14 protein-coding genes and 3 pseudogenes are annotated in these 16553 nt (G+C 62.6%); 11 read left to right on the top strand and 6 right to left on the bottom strand.

Annotated features, from left to right (window positions below; all coding sequences use genetic code 11):
• On the top strand, positions 1–1449 hold a 1449-nt coding region (locus G3436_RS11460; RefSeq protein ID WP_163944899.1), incomplete at its 5' end, for a phospholipase D family protein.
• Here the strand turns inward: G3436_RS11460 and G3436_RS11455 are convergent.
• Both G3436_RS11455 and G3436_RS11450 read right to left on the bottom strand, forming a co-directional pair.
• Positions 1446–2585: an MFS transporter gene (locus G3436_RS11455; protein WP_163944896.1), complete on the bottom strand. Its 1140-nt coding sequence runs from the start codon at positions 2583–2585 to the stop codon at positions 1446–1448. The genes G3436_RS11460 and G3436_RS11455 overlap by 4 nt on opposite strands.
• 115 nt (positions 2586–2700) lie before the next feature.
• A complete protein-coding gene (locus G3436_RS11450) occupies positions 2701–4194 on the bottom strand; it encodes an aldehyde dehydrogenase (protein WP_163944892.1) in 1494 nt (497 codons plus the stop codon).
• A gap of 196 nt (positions 4195–4390) precedes the next feature.
• Here G3436_RS11450 and G3436_RS11445 point away from each other — a divergent pair, with 196 nt between their 5' ends.
• Both G3436_RS11445 and G3436_RS11440 read left to right on the top strand, forming a co-directional pair.
• Positions 4391–4753 (top strand): cupin domain-containing protein, encoded by a 363-nt coding sequence (locus G3436_RS11445; RefSeq protein WP_163944891.1) that lies wholly within the window; start codon positions 4391–4393, stop codon positions 4751–4753.
• A gap of 77 nt (positions 4754–4830) precedes the next feature.
• Positions 4831–5079, top strand: a complete 249-nt coding sequence (locus G3436_RS11440) for a hypothetical protein (protein ID WP_338001242.1) — start codon at positions 4831–4833, stop codon at positions 5077–5079.
• A 68-nt stretch (positions 5080–5147) separates the two neighbouring features.
• Here G3436_RS11440 and rpmG read toward each other — a convergent pair whose 3' ends face one another.
• Together rpmG and rpmB are read right to left on the bottom strand one after the other, a co-directional pair.
• Entirely contained in the window at positions 5148–5303 is a 156-nt protein-coding gene (rpmG, locus tag G3436_RS11435) for a 50S ribosomal protein L33 (RefSeq protein ID WP_010225867.1), read from the bottom strand.
• 11 nt (positions 5304–5314) lie between these two features.
• Positions 5315–5551 (bottom strand): 50S ribosomal protein L28, encoded by a 237-nt coding sequence (gene rpmB / locus G3436_RS11430; protein ID WP_163944889.1) that lies wholly within the window; start codon positions 5549–5551, stop codon positions 5315–5317.
• Between the two features lie 362 nt (positions 5552–5913).
• On the opposite strand from rpmB, the pseudogene G3436_RS11425 reads away from it, so the two are divergent.
• From G3436_RS11425 to G3436_RS11415, 3 genes and pseudogenes are all read left to right on the top strand, one after another.
• A pseudogene (locus G3436_RS11425) lies at positions 5914–7500 on the top strand (ABC transporter substrate-binding protein).
• Positions 7501–7607: 107 nt separating this feature from the next.
• Positions 7608–9023, top strand: coding sequence for a PAAR domain-containing protein (locus G3436_RS11420; RefSeq protein ID WP_163944887.1), 1416 nt, complete (start codon positions 7608–7610; stop codon positions 9021–9023).
• 45 nt (positions 9024–9068) lie between these two features.
• The gene (locus G3436_RS11415) at positions 9069–9887 is read left to right on the top strand and encodes a hypothetical protein (protein ID WP_163944884.1); all 819 of its coding nucleotides are present in this window, start codon (positions 9069–9071) and stop codon (positions 9885–9887) included.
• A 63-nt stretch (positions 9888–9950) separates the two neighbouring features.
• Here G3436_RS11415 and radC read toward each other — a convergent pair whose 3' ends face one another.
• Positions 9951–10631: a RadC family protein gene (radC, locus tag G3436_RS11410; protein ID WP_163944881.1), complete on the bottom strand. Its 681-nt coding sequence runs from the start codon at positions 10629–10631 to the stop codon at positions 9951–9953.
• Positions 10632–10766: 135 nt separating this feature from the next.
• Here radC and coaBC point away from each other — a divergent pair, with 135 nt between their 5' ends.
• The 4 genes and pseudogenes from coaBC (at position 10767) to argB (ending at position 14886) form a co-directional block, all read left to right on the top strand.
• Positions 10767–11975, top strand: a complete 1209-nt coding sequence (gene coaBC, locus G3436_RS11405) for a bifunctional phosphopantothenoylcysteine decarboxylase/phosphopantothenate--cysteine ligase CoaBC (protein ID WP_163944852.1) — start codon at positions 10767–10769, stop codon at positions 11973–11975.
• Between the two features lie 6 nt (positions 11976–11981).
• Entirely contained in the window at positions 11982–12437 is a 456-nt protein-coding gene (gene dut, locus G3436_RS11400; RefSeq protein WP_163944849.1) for a dUTP diphosphatase, read from the top strand.
• A gap of 138 nt (positions 12438–12575) precedes the next feature.
• A pseudogene (locus G3436_RS11395) lies at positions 12576–13951 on the top strand (phosphomannomutase/phosphoglucomutase); the annotation flags it as partial.
• A 29-nt stretch (positions 13952–13980) separates the two neighbouring features.
• The gene (gene argB / locus G3436_RS11390) at positions 13981–14886 is read left to right on the top strand and encodes an acetylglutamate kinase (RefSeq protein WP_163944846.1); all 906 of its coding nucleotides are present in this window, start codon (positions 13981–13983) and stop codon (positions 14884–14886) included.
• A gap of 51 nt (positions 14887–14937) precedes the next feature.
• On the opposite strand, the pseudogene pyrE reads toward argB, so the two are convergent.
• Positions 14938–15577, bottom strand: a pseudogene (pyrE, locus tag G3436_RS11385) (orotate phosphoribosyltransferase).
• Between the two features lie 80 nt (positions 15578–15657).
• Here pyrE and G3436_RS11380 point away from each other — a divergent pair.
• Positions 15658–16437: an exodeoxyribonuclease III gene (locus G3436_RS11380; protein WP_163944843.1), complete on the top strand. Its 780-nt coding sequence runs from the start codon at positions 15658–15660 to the stop codon at positions 16435–16437.
• The last annotated feature ends 116 nt before the right edge of the window (positions 16438–16553 follow it).

Here is a 16553-nt window from a genome sequence, read left to right as displayed (position 1 = left end):
GACTCGGCGTTCGGCCGTTCGGTGCAGCGCCAGGCCAGCGCCCATGACGGGCGCTCGGGCTTTCGCCTGCTGCCCAACAGCAACGAGGCGTTCCGTGCCCGCGCCGAGCTGATCCGCAACGCCCAGAGCAGCATCGACCTGCAGTACTACATCGTGCACGACGGCCTCAGCACCCGCGCCCTGGTGCATGAGCTGCTGCTGGCCGCCGACCGTGGCGTGCGCGTGCGCATCCTGCTCGACGACACCACCAGCGATGGCCTGGACGACGTCATGGCCACCCTGGCAGTGCACCCCAACGTGCATATCCGCGTGTTCAACCCGCTGCACCTGGGGCGCAGCACCGGCATCACCCGCGCCATGGGCCGCCTGTTCAACCTGTCGCAGCAGCACCGGCGCATGCACAACAAGCTGTGGCTGGTGGACAACAGCATGGCCATCGTGGGCGGGCGCAACCTGGGTGACGAGTATTTCGACGCCGAGCCCAACCTGAACTTCACCGACATCGACCTGCTGGGGGTGGGGCCGGTGGCCGAACAGCTGGGGCACAGTTTCGACCAGTACTGGAACAGCGCCCTGAGCCGGCCGATTGGCGACTTCATCATGAGCAAGCCCGACACTGCCGACCTGCGCGCCAGCCGCGAGCGCCTGGAGGCGTCGCTGGACGAGGCCAGGGTCAAGCGCAAGGCGCTGTACGAGCGCCTGATGGCGTACCGCACGAACCCGCGCCTGGAGGTGTGGCGCAACGAGTTGATCTGGGCACACAACCAGGCGCTGTGGGACGCGCCGAGCAAGGTGCTGGCCCAGGGCGAACCCGACCCGCAACTGTTGCTGACCCAGCAACTGGCGCCCGACCTGAACAACGTGCACCACGAGCTGATCATGGTTTCAGCCTACTTCGTGCCGGGCGAGACCGGCCTGCTGTACCTCACCAGCCATGCCGATGCGGGGGTGGCGGTAAGCCTGCTGACCAACTCGCTGGAAGCCACCGACGTGCCAGCGGTGCATGGCGGCTATGCGCCCTACCGCAAGGCGCTGCTGGAACATGGCGTCAGGCTGTTTGAACTGCGCCGCCAGCCCGGCGACCCGAGCAGCGGCCGCATCCACCACTTCGGCAGCGCCTCGGACTCCAGCCTGCACAGTAAGGCGATGGTCTTCGACCGGCAGAAGACCTTCATCGGCTCGTTCAACTTCGACCCGCGTTCGGTGCTGTGGAACACCGAGGTCGGTGTGCTGGTGGACAGCCCGGAGCTGGCCGAATACACCCGCGAGCTGGCGTTGCAAGGCATGGCCCCGGCCCTCAGCTACGCACCGCAACTGGTGGACGGGCAACTGGTATGGGTGACCGAGGACAACGGCCAGATGCATAGCGTGAGCACCGAGCCGGGTGGGCTGTGGCGACGTTTCAATGCGTGGGTGAGCAAGGCGGTGGGCCTGGAGAAGATGCTCTAGGCGACCGCAGGCTCGAACGCATTCGGCCGGCGCGCCAGCAGCACCAGGCCGAATGCTCCCGCTGCCATCAGCCATGGCAGCGCATGCCCGCTGACCCACTGGCTGCCTGCCCCGGCCGCCAGCGGCCCGATCAGGCAACCGATACCCCACAACTGCGCCACGTGGGCGTTGGCGCGCACCAGTGCATCGTCGCGATAGCGCTCGCCGATCAGGATCAGCGACAAGGTGAACAAGCCACCCGCGCTGGCCCCGAACAAGACCCACAGCGGCCAGATCGCCGGGGTGTGCATCAGCAGCGGGATACCCAGGCTCGACACCAGCAAGGTCACCGCACACCCGGTGAACAGCGTGCGCCGCGACATGTAGTCGGCCAGCGCACCAATCGGCAGTTGCAGCAACGCATCGCCCACCACCACGGTACTCACCATGAACAGCGCCACCTCGGTGGTAAAACCCTGCTGCAGGCAGTACACCGGCAGCAGCGTCAGAATCATCGCCTCAAAGGCGGCAAACAACGCGATCGCCCAGGCGATCACCGGCAGCCGACGGCAGAACCCGACCAGATCACCCAGGCTCACGCCACAGGCCTCGGCACTGGGCGCGCCCGTGCGGCCGATCAGCACCAGCGGCGCCAGTACCAGCAAACCGGCACCGATCCAGAAGCCCAGGTCGTCCTCCGAGCCCAGCACGCCAAGCAGCAGCGGCCCGGCCAACTGGCTGAGCGCGTAACTGCTGCCGTACAGCGCCACCAGGCGGCCGCGCCATTGCTCCACCACCAGCTGGTTGATCCAGCTCTCGCCAAGGATGAACACGATGGTCAGGATCACCCCGATCAGCAGGCGCAGCGCCAGCCAGATCGGATAGCTGGGCAACAGCGCCAGCAGGCCGATCGACAGCGCACCGGCCAGCAGGCACAGGCGCATCAGCGTCGCGGTGCCAAAATGCGCGGCCAGCCGGCTGGACAGGCTGGCACCGACCAGCACGCCGATCGCCGGCATGGCCGCCATCACGCCAATCGCAAAGCTGCCGTAGCCCCAACCTTCCAGGCGCAACGACACCAACGGCATGCTCACGCCCAGGGCAAGGCCCACGCTGAGAACCGACGACAGTACGGCGAAATAGGTGGCCCAACGCATTTCAGCTTCCTCAACGGTGATGGATCGCCACAAGCAACACAGCCGGGCCTGCGCTAACGCAGGGCCCGGCTGTGGCGCGGATCGCTCGGGGTAGCGCGCAGGCCGCCCCTTGGCCTTACAGCTTGATCCAGGTGGCCTTGAGCTCGGTGTACTTGTCCAGCGCATGCAGCGACTTGTCACGGCCGTTGCCCGACTGCTTGAAGCCACCGAACGGCGCGGTCATGTCGCCACCGTCATACTGGTTGACCCACACGCTGCCTGCACGCAGGGCCTTGGCGGTCTTGTGGGCCTTGCTGATGTCGGCGGTCCACACACCGGCGGCCAGGCCGTACGGAGTGTCGTTGGCGATGTTGATGGCCTCTTCGACGGTATCGAAGGTGATCACCGACAGCACCGGGCCGAAGATCTCTTCCTTGGCGATGCGCATGGCATTGCTCACGCCGTCGAAGATGGTCGGCTCGACATAAGTGCCGCCGGTCTCTTCAAGGATGCGCTTGCCGCCCACCAGCAGTTTGGCGCCGTCACTGTGACCGGCCTCGATGTAGGACAGCACGGTGTTCATCTGCTGGGTGTCGACCAGCGCGCCGACGGTGGTGGCCGGGTCCAGCGGGTTGCCTGGCTTCCAGGCCTTGAGGGCCTCGAGTACCCGCGGCAGGAATGTGTCCTTGATCGAACGCTCCACCAGCAGGCGCGAACCGGCGGTGCACACTTCGCCCTGGTTGAAGGCGATGGCGCTGGCGGCGGCCTCGGCGGCGGCATTCAGGTCCGGGGCATCGGCGAACACGATGTTCGGGCTCTTGCCGCCAGCTTCCAGCCACACGCGCTTCATGTTCGATTCGCCGGCGTAGATCATCAGCTGCTTGGCGATCTTGGTGGAGCCGGTGAACACCAGGGTGTCGACGTCCATGTGCAGGGCGAGGGCCTTGCCCACGGTGTGGCCATAACCTGGCAGCACGTTGAGCACACCGGCCGGAATACCGGCTTCGATCGCAAGCTGAGCGATACGAATGGCGGTCAGCGGGGATTTTTCGGACGGCTTGAGCACCACCGAGTTACCGGTGGCCAGCGCCGGGCCGAGTTTCCAGCTGGCCATCAGCAGCGGGAAGTTCCACGGCACGATGGCCGCCACCACGCCCACAGGCTCACGGGTTACCAGGCCCAACTGGTCGTGCGGGGTGGCAGCGACTTCGTCGTAGACCTTGTCGATGGCTTCGCCGTTCCAGCTCAGCGCCTGGGCTGCGCCCGGCACGTCGATGTTCAGCGAATCATTGATCGGCTTGCCCATGTCGAGGGTTTCGAGCAGGGCCAGCTCTTCGACGTTCTGCTTGAGCAGGGCGGCGAAGCGGATCAGGGTGGCCTTGCGCTTGGCCGGCGCCAGGCGCGACCACACACCGGCGTTGAAGGTGGCACGGGCGTTTTCCACCGCACGCTGGGCATCGGCTGCGTCGCAACTGGCGACCTGCGCCAGAAGGCGTCCGTCGACCGGGCTCAGGCACTCGAAGGTGGCGCCGGAAACGGCGGCGGTGTATTCACCATTGATGAAGGCACGGCCTTCGATCTTCAGTTGCTGGGCACGCTGTTCCCAGTCCGCACGCGTCAGGGTGGTCATACGAAACTCCTCCTGTTGTTGAAATGCAGCGCCGCACGAGGGGCCATGGGTGCTGTCGAAATGCTGCCGGAGCGGGTTCGCTCTACGGCATTCGACACCCTAAACTACTGGCACCTGAATTATCAATATATTTGACATTACATGGCCAAATGCCTAGTCATGTGCACTTTATTTAACAGCCAGGGGATCCGCACCCATGAACATTCAGCAGATCGTCGATTTTGCCCAGGTACTGACCGAGGCCGAACGCTACCGCCCAGCCGCCGAAAAAGTGCTCAAGGGTGACCCCGAGCAGGTGGTGTTTAACCACTACTCAAGCCCCTGCGGGCAGTTTGCTGCCGGGGTGTGGGAGGGCGCGCCAGGGCAGTGGCGCGTCAATTACACCGAACACGAGTACTGCGAGATCGTGCACGGCGTCTCGGTACTGCGCGACGAGACTGGGGCCGCCAAGACCCTGCGCGCGGGCGACCGCTTCGTGATCCCGGCGGGCTTCAAGGGCACCTGGGAAGTGCTGGAGGCCTGCCGCAAGATCTATGTGATGTTCGAAGCCAAGGCGTAGATAGATAACGCCAGGGCCGCCGTAGCAGGCAGCAGCATGGTGGGGTCCGCTGTGGACCAACCCCAAGGAGCCTCACCATGAGCACTGACGACATTGCTGTATGCCCGCCCCACTCCGACTTCATGGACAACGATGAAGTCCTGGCCTGTATCGGTCGCCTGGTCGGCACCCTGTACGTCCCGAGCGTGCGCGACTACATCAGCGAGGTGACCGGGCGCGCCCGCGTGGTCGGCCCGGATGACATGTCGACGATGGAAATCGACCGCACACGCGTGCAGATCGCCGTCAACGATAGTGGCCTGATCGAGAAGTTCTACTTCACCTGAGTGGGCAGCGCGCATAAAAAAAGGCCCGCATCGTGAGATGCGGGCCTTTTTTCGTCAGCCGGGATCAATTACTTGATCTTGGCTTCCTTGTAGATCACGTGCTTGCGAACAACCGGATCGAATTTTTTGATTTCGATTTTGTCCGGAGTGGTGCGCTTGTTCTTGTCGGTGGTGTAGAAGTGGCCGGTATTAGCGGTCGACACCAGACGGATCAATTCACGCATGATTCTCTCCCTTAGACCTTGGCGCCGTTACGGCGAATTTCGAGCAGCACGACATCAATGCCACGCTTGTCGATGATACGCATGCCTTTGGCAGAAACGCGCAGACGCACGAAACGCTTCTCCGACTCGACCCAGAAGCGGTGATGCTGCAGGTTCGGCAGGAAACGACGACGGGTTTTGTTATTCGCGTGGGAAATGTTATTCCCGGTTACCGGACCCTTACCGGTAACTTGACAGACTCTCGACATGCCTCAGCCCTCTAAAACCACATGCCCAACCCGGCATGGGTTGGCCGCTTAATCTCTCAGTCTTTGGCGCCAGGCGCCGTGTTTCTTCAGGGTCTTATCGACAACATCAGCGGATGCGACGCACCGAGCCCCTAGAAAAGAGCGCTGCTTTATACCAGAAAGACTGGAGCACAACAACAGAATATCTGCTTTGGCGCGCCTTATTGCCCGCTCGCGCCACGCCGATGCGGGCGTGTGCACGGATTGACCGCTCGTCGCAAGATTCCTGAAAAAGGGGTTGGCGATTTGCAGCCGGGCACACTAGGGTAGGACTTTTCCAGACTGCAACGGCAGATGGGCCATTGTTCAGCCAAGGAGTCACCATGCGTCGTGCCGCCATCCCCCTGTTGCTCGCAACGCTGCTCAGCCCTGTACTGGCACAGGCAGGCGCCTTGAGCGTATGTACAGAGGCCAGCCCCGAAGGGTTCGACGTGGTGCAGTATAACGCGTTGACCACCACCAACGCCTCGGCCGACGTGCTGATGAACCGTCTGGTGGAATTCGACGCGACCAGCGGCAAGGTGGTGCCGAGCCTGGCCGACAGCTGGACGGTGTCGGCGACGGCCTGGTGTACGACTTCAAACTGCACCCTGGGGTCAGGTTTCACAGCACCGGCTACTTCAAGCCGAGCCGCGAGCTGAGCGCCGATGACGTGCTGTTCAGCTTCCAGCGCATGCTCTACCCCGCCCATTCCTGGCACAAGATCGCGCAGAGCGGCTACCCGCACGCGCAGTCGCTGCAGTTGCCCAGCCTGATCAAGCAGTCGAGGCGCCCGACCCGCTGACCGTGCGCTTTACCCTCGACCACCCCGACGCCACCTTCCTCGCCACCTTGAGCATGGGCTTTGCCTCGATCTATTCGGCCGAATACGCCGACCAACTGCTCAAGGCCGGCACGCCGGAGAAGCTCAACAGCCAGCCGATCGGCACCGGGCCGTTCGTGTTCCAGCGGTTCCAGAAAGATGCCGTGATCCGCTACCGCGCCAACGCCGAGTACTTTGCCGGCAAGCCGGACGTCGACCCGCTGATCTTCGCCATCACTCCCGATGCCAACGTGCGCCTGCAGAAACTGCGGCGCAACGAGTGCCAGATCGCCCTGTCGCCCAAGCCGCTGGACATTGCGGCGGCCACTGACGATGCCGCCCTCAAGGTCGAGAAGACCGAGGCGTTCATGACCGCCTTTGTCGCCATCAACAGCAGCGCCCGCCGCTGGACAAGGTTGAAGTGCGCCAGGCGATCAACCTGGCCTTCGACAAGGCCAGTTACCTCAAGGCTGTGTTCGAACGCACCGCAGTGGCCGCTGAAGGCCCCTTCCCGCCCAACACCTGGAGCTATGCCAAAGACCTGCCGGGCTACGCCTACGACGAAGCCAAGGCCCGTGCGCTGCTGGCCAAGGCCGGCCTCAAGGACGGCTTCAGCACCACGATCTGGACGCGCCCGTCGGGCAGCCTGCTCAACCCCAACCCGAGCCTGGGTGCACAGTTGCTGCAGGCAGACCTGGCCAAGGTCGGGATCAAGGCCGAGATCCGCGTGATCGAATGGGGCGAGCTGATTCGCCGGGCCAAGGCCGGCGAGCATGACCTGTTGTTCATGGGCTGGGCCGGCGACAACGGCGACCCGGACAACTTCCTCAGCCCGCAGTTTGCCTGTTCGGCGGTCAAGTCCGGGACCAACTTCGCGCGCTACTGCGACCCGCGCCTGGATCAGTTGATCAGCGCCGGCAAGACCACCAACGACCAGAGCGTGCGCAGCCGCCTGTACCAGCAGGCCCAGGGGCTGATCCAGCAACAGGCGCTGTGGCTACCGTTGGCGCACCCGACGGCGGCGGTGCTGATGCGCCAGGGCGTCGAGGGCTACAAGGTCAGTCCGTTCGGGCGCCAGGATTTCGCCACGGTGAAGGTGGCACGCTGACCCCCTTGCGCTGAGTCAAACAGGTTCAGACGCGTCCTACATCAACGCCTGCAGGTTCTTGTTAGCGTCCTTTGGCAACCCCAGAGGGCACTACAGGAGCTTGAACCATGGCGTATCTGATCAGAGAAGGTGACCCCACCACCACCGGCGGCAAGGTGCTGGCCGGTTACGCGCCGATGACCGTCGAAGGGCGCGCGGCGGCCCGCATCACCGACCCAGTGTGGTGCCCGGCCTGCCAGAGCGTGGGGCAGATAGCCCAGGGGCATCCCGATTTCCTGTGCGCCGACCAGGGCGTCGCGCTGGAGGGCTACCACGTGGCCTGTGGCTGCCCTCAGGGCAGCAATCGCCTGATCGCCACGCAGCACTTCTTCCAGGTCGGCGACCTGCCCCCCAGCGGCCTTGCAGCCCGGGCTGCGCCCTTGGGCCAGGCGATCACGCCCCAGTGGGCGCAATCGATCAGGCAGCATGAGGTGGCCAACCAGCCGTTGCCCGGCGCCTTGGCACCCGGCCAGGCGCCACAGTCGGTGGCTGAGCCGGGCTTCCATATCGTCCAGGCACCGATCAGCCGGGCAGCACTGGAAACGATTCTGTTCGGCACGCCCGACCCGGCCTTGCTGGCGCATTTTCGGCGGCTCAACCCGCAGCTCACCGAGTATGCCAAACCTGGCCAGTTGATCGTGCTGAGCGACCCGCTCAACCAGCAGTGCGGCCGCGAAGAGGCGATGTTGATGGAAGCGGCGGCAGTGGTGAACGATGCGCTGGCGCCGATGAGTGATGAAGAGGCGGCATTCATGGTGCGCCATCAGGGAGAGATTGCGGCGATGTTAGCGCCGATGGCGACGTCGGTTGGGGTGACAACCGCAATGATTGGCAGCCACCTTGACGGGGTGAAGGACTCGCTACGCGGTATCGAAGCGCTGCACACGAAGTACTTCAATCGGGACGGGAACTTGCGTAGCCCAGAGTTCTTTGCCGAACGTAAGCGTCTGTTCGCTCAATTGGGCAATCGCCTTACTACGCTAACGAAAAAAGGAACAGGGCTTCCTGATCATCCCAACCTGAAACAGGCGCTGGGGATTTCCACTCGCAGCCTTGTACACCACTGGTCTCATGCAGGGGCTGCTGGGCAGATCCCCGGGTACGCAACGCATCTCGCAGGCGTCTCCAAAGCGGCAAGCTACATGAAGTGGGGGGGCTGGATTGGTGTAGCGGTGGGCGGTGGTGCATCCTACCTCAAGGTTCAAGATGTGTGCGCAGCAGGGCAGACTGAAGCCTGTGAAAAAATAAAATTTACAGAGAGTGGCAGTTTTGGACTGAGTGTCGCATTGAGTGCCGGAACCGGCCGCGTGCTAACGTCCGCTGCAACCAGCGTAATATGTGCGGCACTTGGAATACCTTCTGCAGGCTTAGGCACACTGGCGTGCGGAATAGTGATTGTTGGCGGCGGAGCATATGCCGCCGGAAAACTTGGAGAATACGCCGGAGATGAGATAGGAGAACTAATATACAACTCCAGCAGATAACCACCCCACAGCACTGAACATGACAGCCTACGCAATGGACGGCCAATGGACTACGAGCATTTTATTGAGCTACTTATCGCAATACTTGGAATAACGATGCTCTTAGGCATCGTCGCCACTGGCGCGCTGCACTTTTATATTGCAAACATGCGAATGACTGAAATCCTCGAACACTTGAAAAACTGTCCGCTTGTGGACCCATATCGGTACTGCGCTCACACCGGACTACGCAGTAGAATCAGGGCAATACAGGATATTGCAAGCTTTCTTAACTCCCCTGAATTCCTAATCGAGGTCGGAGCGTTAAGTACCAATGACATCAAGTACTTCCCCAAGGACCTCGCAAGACTACTGATTACGGCGCACTACCTTAGCCTCGCATTCTTGGGCGGAATGATAGTACTCGCTGTCGCCCTGCAGATACTGGATGCCGCCCGGCACTCCGGCAGCCTGATTAAAATAAAACTTGGAGAGCAATTCAGTGTTAGCTACCCGCCCTACCTGCCGCCTTTATTACTAGAAATACTGTGTATATTTTGCATACTTATAATTGGCACACAGTACAAACATGCGACAGCCCGATACGCCGACACAATCAACAGACACCTAAACAACTGCAAAGCAATAATTTCACGCCGGAGCTTGCTCTGCGGCGGCGCGTTCGGCAGGATAGTATTTTCCACCTGTGTAGCAGCGCTCCTGGCCCACTCGAGGCTTTTTATAAAAACAGGTGCTCTAGAGTCTTCAGACGTTAAGTCTTTCCCCGTGTCGATCAGAACCGAACTGGTAACACTTCACTATTGGCTGATAGCTTCGTTCGCCGGCCTCGCGGTATCAATCTTTGCACTGAAAGGTTTTGAGTAGACTTCAAAAAGCGTGGCCCGGCGCTTTGAGCATAAGTGTCGCCGGCCCCACGCATAGCCCCCTTCAAGCAGCAAACCACCCTCGCTCCACCATCGACAACGGCTCCCCATCCCCGATGATGATGTGATCCAGCACGCGCACCTCGATCAACCCCAGCGCTTCTTGCAAGCGCAGTGTCAGACTGAGGTCCGCCTGGCTTGGTTCAGGAACACCCGAGGGATGGTTATGACAAAGAATCAAGGCGGCCGCATTTTTGGCCAACGCACGCTTGACCACTTGCCGAGGGTACACATTCGCAGTGCTGATCGATCCCTGAAAAAGCGCTTCAAAGCCTAACGATCGGTGCTTTGTATCCAGGAACAGGCAACCGAACACTTCATGTGGCTCATGGCGCAGCGCTGCCTTCAGATACTGGCGAACCGCCTTGGGACTTTCCAAGGCAGAATCACGTTGCAACCCCTGACCAAGGTGCCGACGCGCCAGCTCCATCACCGCCTGCAACTGCGCATACTTCGCCGGCCCCAACCCCAGCTCGCGCTGGAACGTTTTCTGGTCCGACTCCAGCAACTGGCGCAGCCCGCCAAACTGTTGCAACAGGTGGCGCGCCAGGTCGACGGCGCTCTTGCCCGCCACCCCGGTGCGCAGAAACACCGCCAGCAACTCGGCATCCGACAGGCTCCCGGCCCCACGCTCCAGCAACCTCTCCCGCGGTCGTTCCGCCGCCGGCCAATCCCTGATACCCATATCCGTCCCTCTGTCTGTGTGTGGCTGCTCCCCGTTTCAGCCCTGTGCTATCGTAGCCGCCTCTTTTTACGCGACGATTCGGCCTGGGGAGGCGTCGTCGCCGCGTGCCAACACTGATCAAAGAAAGGCAAGCCTATGCAGCGGCTGTATCGGAAACGCATCGTTCTTGGCGTCGGCGGCGGCATCGCCGCCTACAAGAGCGCCGAGCTGGTTCGCCGACTCCTGGAGCACGGCGCGCAAGTGCGCGTCGTCATGACCCACGGCGGGGCCGAATTCATTACCCCGCTGACCATGCAGGCGTTGTCCGGGCACCCCGTGCACATGGACCTGCTCGACCCCGCCGCCGAAGCGGCGATGGGCCATATCGAGCTGGCCAAATGGGCCGACCTGGTGCTGATAGCCCCGGCCACCGCCGACCTGATCGCGCGCCTGGCCCAAGGCGTGGCCAATGACCTGCTGACCACCCTGGTGCTGGCCACCGACGCCACCGTGGCGCTGGCACCGGCCATGAACCAGGCCATGTGGCGCGACCCGGCCACCCAGGCCAACCTGCAACTGCTGCAAAGCCGCGACATCCAGGTGTTCGGCCCCGCCTCCGGCAGCCAGGCCTGCGGCGATGTGGGCCTTGGCCGCATGCTCGAGGCCACGGACCTGGCCTGGTGCGCTGCCGAAACCTTCAAGCGCCAGTCGCTGACCGGCAAGCACGTGCTGATCACCGCAGGCCCTACCCAGGAAAACATCGACCCGGTGCGCTACATCACCAATCATAGCTCGGGCAAGATGGGCTTTGCCCTGGCCGAAGCTGCGGTCGAAGCCGGTGCTCGGGTGACCCTGGTGACCGGCCCGGTGCACCTGCCAACGCCGGACCGGGTGACCCGCATCGACGTGGTGAGCGCGCGAGACATGCTCGCCGCGTGCGAAGCGGCGATTCCGTGCGATGTATTCATCGCCTCGGCTGCAGTCGCGGACTACCGGCCCGAGGTCGTCGCCCCGCAAAAACTCAAGAAAGACCCTACGACTGGCGATGGCCTGCTGCTGCAGATGGTGCGCAACCCGGACATTCTGGCCACCATCGCCACCCGCCCGGACCGCCCGTTCAGTGTCGGCTTTGCCGCCGAAACCGAACACTTGCTCGACTACGCCGCACGCAAGCTCAAGGACAAGAACCTCGACCTGATCGTCGCCAATGACGTGGCCAACCCCAGCATCGGCTTCAACAGCGAGGAAAACGCCTGCAGCGTGATCGATCGCCAGCTTCACGCCACCCTTTTCGCGCAGACCAGCAAGGGCAAGATCGCCCGCCAGCTGGTTGCCTTCATCGCCGAACGTCTCAACCAGGTTTAATTCTGCATGCACGCCCTACAAGCCAAGATTCTCGATCCCCGCATCGGCAGCGAATTCCCGCTGCCGCAGTACGCCACCCCAGGCTCCGCCGGCCTCGACCTGCGCGCGATGCTCAAGCAGGACACCGTCCTGGAGCCAGGCCAGACCCTGCTGATCCCCACCGGCCTGTCGATCTATGTCGGTGACCCGGGCCTGGCGGCACTGATCCTGCCGCGCTCGGGCCTGGGCCACAAACACGGCATCGTGCTGGGCAACCTGGTCGGCCTGATCGACTCGGACTACCAGGGCGAGCTGATGGTGTCGTGCTGGAACCGCGGCCAGACCCCGTTCACCATTGCCATCGGCGAGCGCATCGCGCAGTTGGTGCTGGTACCGGTGGTACAGGCGCATTTCGACATCGTCGAGCATTTCGATGAAACCCAGCGCGGTGCCGGCGGCTTCGGGCATTCGGGCAATCAATGACCCGTGCATGACCAGCCGTTCGCCAGGGAGGGCGAACTCTCGGGCAAAACCGCCGTCCAAGCGTTCAGTTTGAGCCTGCCCCGCACGCCTATGAATTTGGAGCCCCAGAGATGAACGACATGGCACACCTGGCCCCCCCCCGCACTGCCCGCCAGCATCTTCCGCGCCTACGATATCCGTGGCGTGGTCGGCGAAGGCCTGAGCGCCGAAACCGCCTACTGGATCGGCCGCGCCATCGGTGCCCAGAGCCTGGCCCAAGGGGAGCCGAACGTCTCGGTAGGCCGCGACGGCCGCCTGTCGGGCCCGATGCTGGTCGAGCAATTGATCCGCGGCCTGGCCGAAGCCGGCTGCACCGTCAGCGACGTCGGCCTGGTTCCTACCCCCGCCTTGTACTACGCCGCCAACGTGCTGGCCGGCAAGTCCGGCGTGATGCTCACTGGCAGCCACAACCCGCCGAACTACAACGGTTTCAAGATCGTCATCGCCGGCGACACCCTGGCCAACGAACAGATCCAGGCCCTGCTGCTACGCCTGCAGACCAACGACCTGAGCCGCGGCGAGGGCAGCGTCCAGCAGGTCGAGATCCTCGACCGCTACTTCACCCAGATCACCGCTGACATCAAGCTGGCCAAGCCGCTCAAGGTGGTGGTGGACTGCGGCAACGGCGCTGCCGGCGTGATCGCCCCGCAACTGATCGAAGCGCTGGGCTGCGAGATGATCCCGCTGTTCTGCGACGTGGACGGCAACTTCCCCAACCATCACCCCGACCCTGGCAAGCCTGAAAACCTGGTGGACCTGATTGCCAAGGTCAAGGAGACCGGCGCCGACCTGGGCCTGGCCTTCGACGGTGACGCGACCGCGTGGGCGTAGTGACCAACACTGGCAGCATCGTCTACCCCGACCGGCTGCTGATGCTGTTCGCCCAGGACGTACTGGCGCGCAACCCGGGCGCCGAGATCATTTTCGACGTCAAATGCACCCGCCGCCTGACCCCGCTGATCGAGCAGTACGGCGGTCGCGCGCTAATGTGGAAGACCGGTCACTCGTTGATCAAGAAGAAGATGAAGCAGACCGGCGCCCTGCTGGCCGGCGAAATGAGCGGGCATATCTTCATCAAGGAACGCTGGTACGGTTTTGACGACGGTATCTACAGCGCCGCCCGCCTGCTGGAGATCCTGAGCAAGGCCGATACCGACGCCGAAACGCTGTTCGCGGCGTTCCCGAATGATATTTGCACCCCTGAAATCAACATTGATGTGACGGACGAAGGTAAATTCAGCATCATTGATGCACTGCAACGCGACGCCGACTGGGGCCAAGACGCAAACCTGACCACCATTGACGGTGTACGGGTCGACTACCCCAACGGCTGGGGCCTGGTTCGCGCCTCCAACACCACGCCGGTGCTGGTGCTGCGCTTCGAGGCCGACAGCGAAGCCGAGCTGCAGCGAATCAAGGACGTGTTCCTTGCCCAGCTCAAGCGCGTTGCCCCTGATCTGCAACCCACGTTCTGACCGACCCCTTGTTCCAACTGGAGCCCTGCATGACCCTCGATCGCGATGCCGCCACCCATGTCGCCCAGGTACTGTCCGAAGCGCTGCCTTACATTCGCCGCTTTGTCGGCAAGACGCTGGTGATCAAGTACGGCGGCAACGCGATGGAGAGCGAGGAGCTCAAGACCGGCTTCGCGCGCGACATCGTGCTGATGAAGGCGGTCGGCATCAACCCGGTGGTTGTGCACGGCGGCGGCCCGCAGATCGGTGATCTGCTCAAGCGCCTGTCGATCGAAAGCCACTTCATCGATGGCATGCGCGTGACCGATGCGCAGACCATGGACGTGGTCGAGATGGTGCTGGGCGGCCAGGTGAACAAGGACATCGTCAACCTGATCAACCGCCATGGCGGCAGCGCCATTGGCCTGACCGGCAAGGACGCCGAGCTGATTCGCGCGAAAAAGCTCACCGTCAGCCGTCAGACGCCAGAAATGACCACGCCTGAAATCATCGACATCGGCCATGTGGGCGAAGTGGTGGGTGTGAATACCGATCTGCTGAACATGCTGGTCAAGGGCGATTTCATCCCGGTGATCGCGCCGATCGGCGTGGGCGCCAACGGCGAGTCGTACAACATCAACGCCGACCTGGTGGCCGGCAAGGTGGCCGAAGCACTGAAAGCCGAGAAGCTGATGCTGCTGACCAACATCGCCGGCCTGATGGACAAGCAAGGTACCGTGCTCACGGGCCTGACCACCGAGCAGGTCAATGAGCTGATCGCTGACGGCACCATCTATGGCGGCATGCTGCCCAAGATTCGTTGCGCGCTGGAGGCGGTGCAAGGTGGCGTGCACAGCTCGCACATCATCGATGGCCGGGTACCGAATGCGGTGCTGCTGGAAATCTTCACCGACAGCGGCGTGGGCACCCTGATCACCAACCGCAAGCCGCGCTGATACATCAGCGGGCACAAAAAAGGCGACCCTCGGGTCGCCTTTTTCATTGCTTCAGATACCGAACTGGGCGCGGTAGGCCTCTACCGCCGGCAAATGCTGCTTGAGCGCCGGGTCGTCAGCGAGGAACTGCAGCACCTGGGTCAGCGAGACAATGCTGACCACCGGGATGCCGAAGTCGCGCTCCACTTCCTGGATCGCCGACAGCTCGCCGTTGCCGCGCTCCTGGCGGTTCAGCGCGATCAACACGCCTGCAGCCTTGGCCTGCTGGCCCTGGATGATCTGCATCACCTCGCGGATCGCAGTACCGGCAGTGATCACGTCATCGATGATCAGCACATCGCCGGCCAGCGGCGAGCCCACCAGGCTACCGCCCTCGCCGTGCGCCTTGGCTTCCTTGCGGTTGAAGCACCACGGCACATCGAGCCCATGGTGCTCGGCCAACTGCACCGCCGTCGCGGCAGCCAGGGGAATACCCTTGTAGGCCGGGCCGAACAGCACGTCGAACGGGATCTTGCTGTCGACAATCGCCGCGGCATAGAACCGGCCGAGCTGGGCCAGGGCGGAACCGGTGTTGAACAGGCCCGCATTGAAGAAATACGGGCTGGTGCGGCGACTTGAGGGTGAACTCACCGAAGCGCAGAACCCCACGATCGATGGCAAAACGAATGAATTCGCGCTGATACGGCTGCATGAAGAGTCCCGGATACCACGGATTTAGCTAAATGAGTACAGCTCGGGTATCATACACGCACGAGATTTTTGGGGCCATTTATGCGGATCATCAGTGTGAACGTTAATGGCATTCAGGCTGCCGTTGAGCGTGGTTTGCTCAGCTGGCTACAAGCCCAGAATGCCGACGTCATCTGCCTTCAGGATACCCGCGCCTCGGCCTTTGAACTCGACGACCCAGCTTTCCAGCTCGATGGCTACTTCCTTTATGCCTGCGATGCAGAAGTACCAGCCCAAGGCGGCGTGGCGCTCTACTCGCGTTTGCAGCCCAAGGCAGTCATCAGCGGCCTGGGCTTCGAGACAGCCGATCGCTACGGGCGTTACCTGCAGGCCGATTTCGACAAAGTCAGTATTGCCACCTTGCTGTTACCCTCGGGCATGAACGGCGACGAAGACCTGAACCAGAAGTTCAAGTTGATGGACGACTTCGGCAAGTACCTGGACAAGCAGCGCCGCAAGCGCCGCGAGTACATCTACTGCGGCTCGCTGTATGTGGCGCAGCAGAAGCTCGACGTGAAGAACTGGCGCGACGGCCAGCAGTCGCCGGGTTTCCTGGCGCCTGAGCGGGCGTGGATGGACGAGATCGTCGGCAACATGGGTTATGTCGATGCGTTGCGCGAAGTCAGCCGTGAGGGCGACCAGTACAGCTGGTGGCCCGACAACGAGCAGGCCGAGATGCTCAACCTGGGCTGGCGTTTCGACTACCAGCTGCTGACCCCTGGCCTGCGCCGCTTCGTGCGCACCGCACGCCTGCCACGTCAGCCACGCTTCTCCCAGCATGCGCCACTGATCGTGGACTATGACTGGACGCTGACGATCTGATCGTTCAGCCACAAAAAAGCCGACGTCGTGTCGGCTTTTTTGTATCCGTCTTTCGGGCCCCTTCGCTGGCAAGCCAGCTCCCACAGAGGCCGCGGTGCACACAAAACCCTGTGGGA

This window comes from Pseudomonas brassicae, from assembly GCF_010671725.1.
GTDB classification, from domain to species: domain Bacteria; phylum Pseudomonadota; class Gammaproteobacteria; order Pseudomonadales; family Pseudomonadaceae; genus Aquipseudomonas; species Aquipseudomonas brassicae.
Note: the sequence above shows the minus strand (reverse complement) of the source record. Positions and strands in the feature narration are given on the sequence as shown.

What these genes read in the sequence shown, in the direction of transcription:
- rpmB (WP_163944889.1), bottom strand. Translation starts at nt 5,551, where the DNA reads ATGTCGAGAGTCTGTCAAGTTACCGGTAAGGGTCCGGTAACCGGGAAT.
- G3436_RS11440 (WP_338001242.1), top strand. Translation starts at nt 4,831, where the DNA reads ATGAGCACTGACGACATTGCTGTATGCCCGCCCCACTCCGACTTCATG.
- G3436_RS11455 (WP_163944896.1), bottom strand. Translation starts at nt 2,585, where the DNA reads ATGCGTTGGGCCACCTATTTCGCCGTACTGTCGTCGGTTCTCAGCGTG.
- rpmG (WP_010225867.1), bottom strand. Translation starts at nt 5,303, where the DNA reads ATGCGTGAATTGATCCGTCTGGTGTCGACCGCTAATACCGGCCACTTC.
- G3436_RS11445 (WP_163944891.1), top strand. Translation starts at nt 4,391, where the DNA reads ATGAACATTCAGCAGATCGTCGATTTTGCCCAGGTACTGACCGAGGCC.
- argB (WP_163944846.1), top strand. Translation starts at nt 13,981, where the DNA reads ATGACCCTCGATCGCGATGCCGCCACCCATGTCGCCCAGGTACTGTCC.
- radC (WP_163944881.1), bottom strand. Translation starts at nt 10,631, where the DNA reads ATGGGTATCAGGGATTGGCCGGCGGCGGAACGACCGCGGGAGAGGTTG.
- G3436_RS11450 (WP_163944892.1), bottom strand. Translation starts at nt 4,194, where the DNA reads ATGACCACCCTGACGCGTGCGGACTGGGAACAGCGTGCCCAGCAACTG.
- G3436_RS11420 (WP_163944887.1), top strand. Translation starts at nt 7,608, where the DNA reads ATGGCGTATCTGATCAGAGAAGGTGACCCCACCACCACCGGCGGCAAG.
- coaBC (WP_163944852.1), top strand. Translation starts at nt 10,767, where the DNA reads ATGCAGCGGCTGTATCGGAAACGCATCGTTCTTGGCGTCGGCGGCGGC.
- dut (WP_163944849.1), top strand. Translation starts at nt 11,982, where the DNA reads ATGCACGCCCTACAAGCCAAGATTCTCGATCCCCGCATCGGCAGCGAA.
- G3436_RS11380 (WP_163944843.1), top strand. Translation starts at nt 15,658, where the DNA reads ATGCGGATCATCAGTGTGAACGTTAATGGCATTCAGGCTGCCGTTGAG.
- G3436_RS11415 (WP_163944884.1), top strand. Translation starts at nt 9,069, where the DNA reads ATGGACTACGAGCATTTTATTGAGCTACTTATCGCAATACTTGGAATA.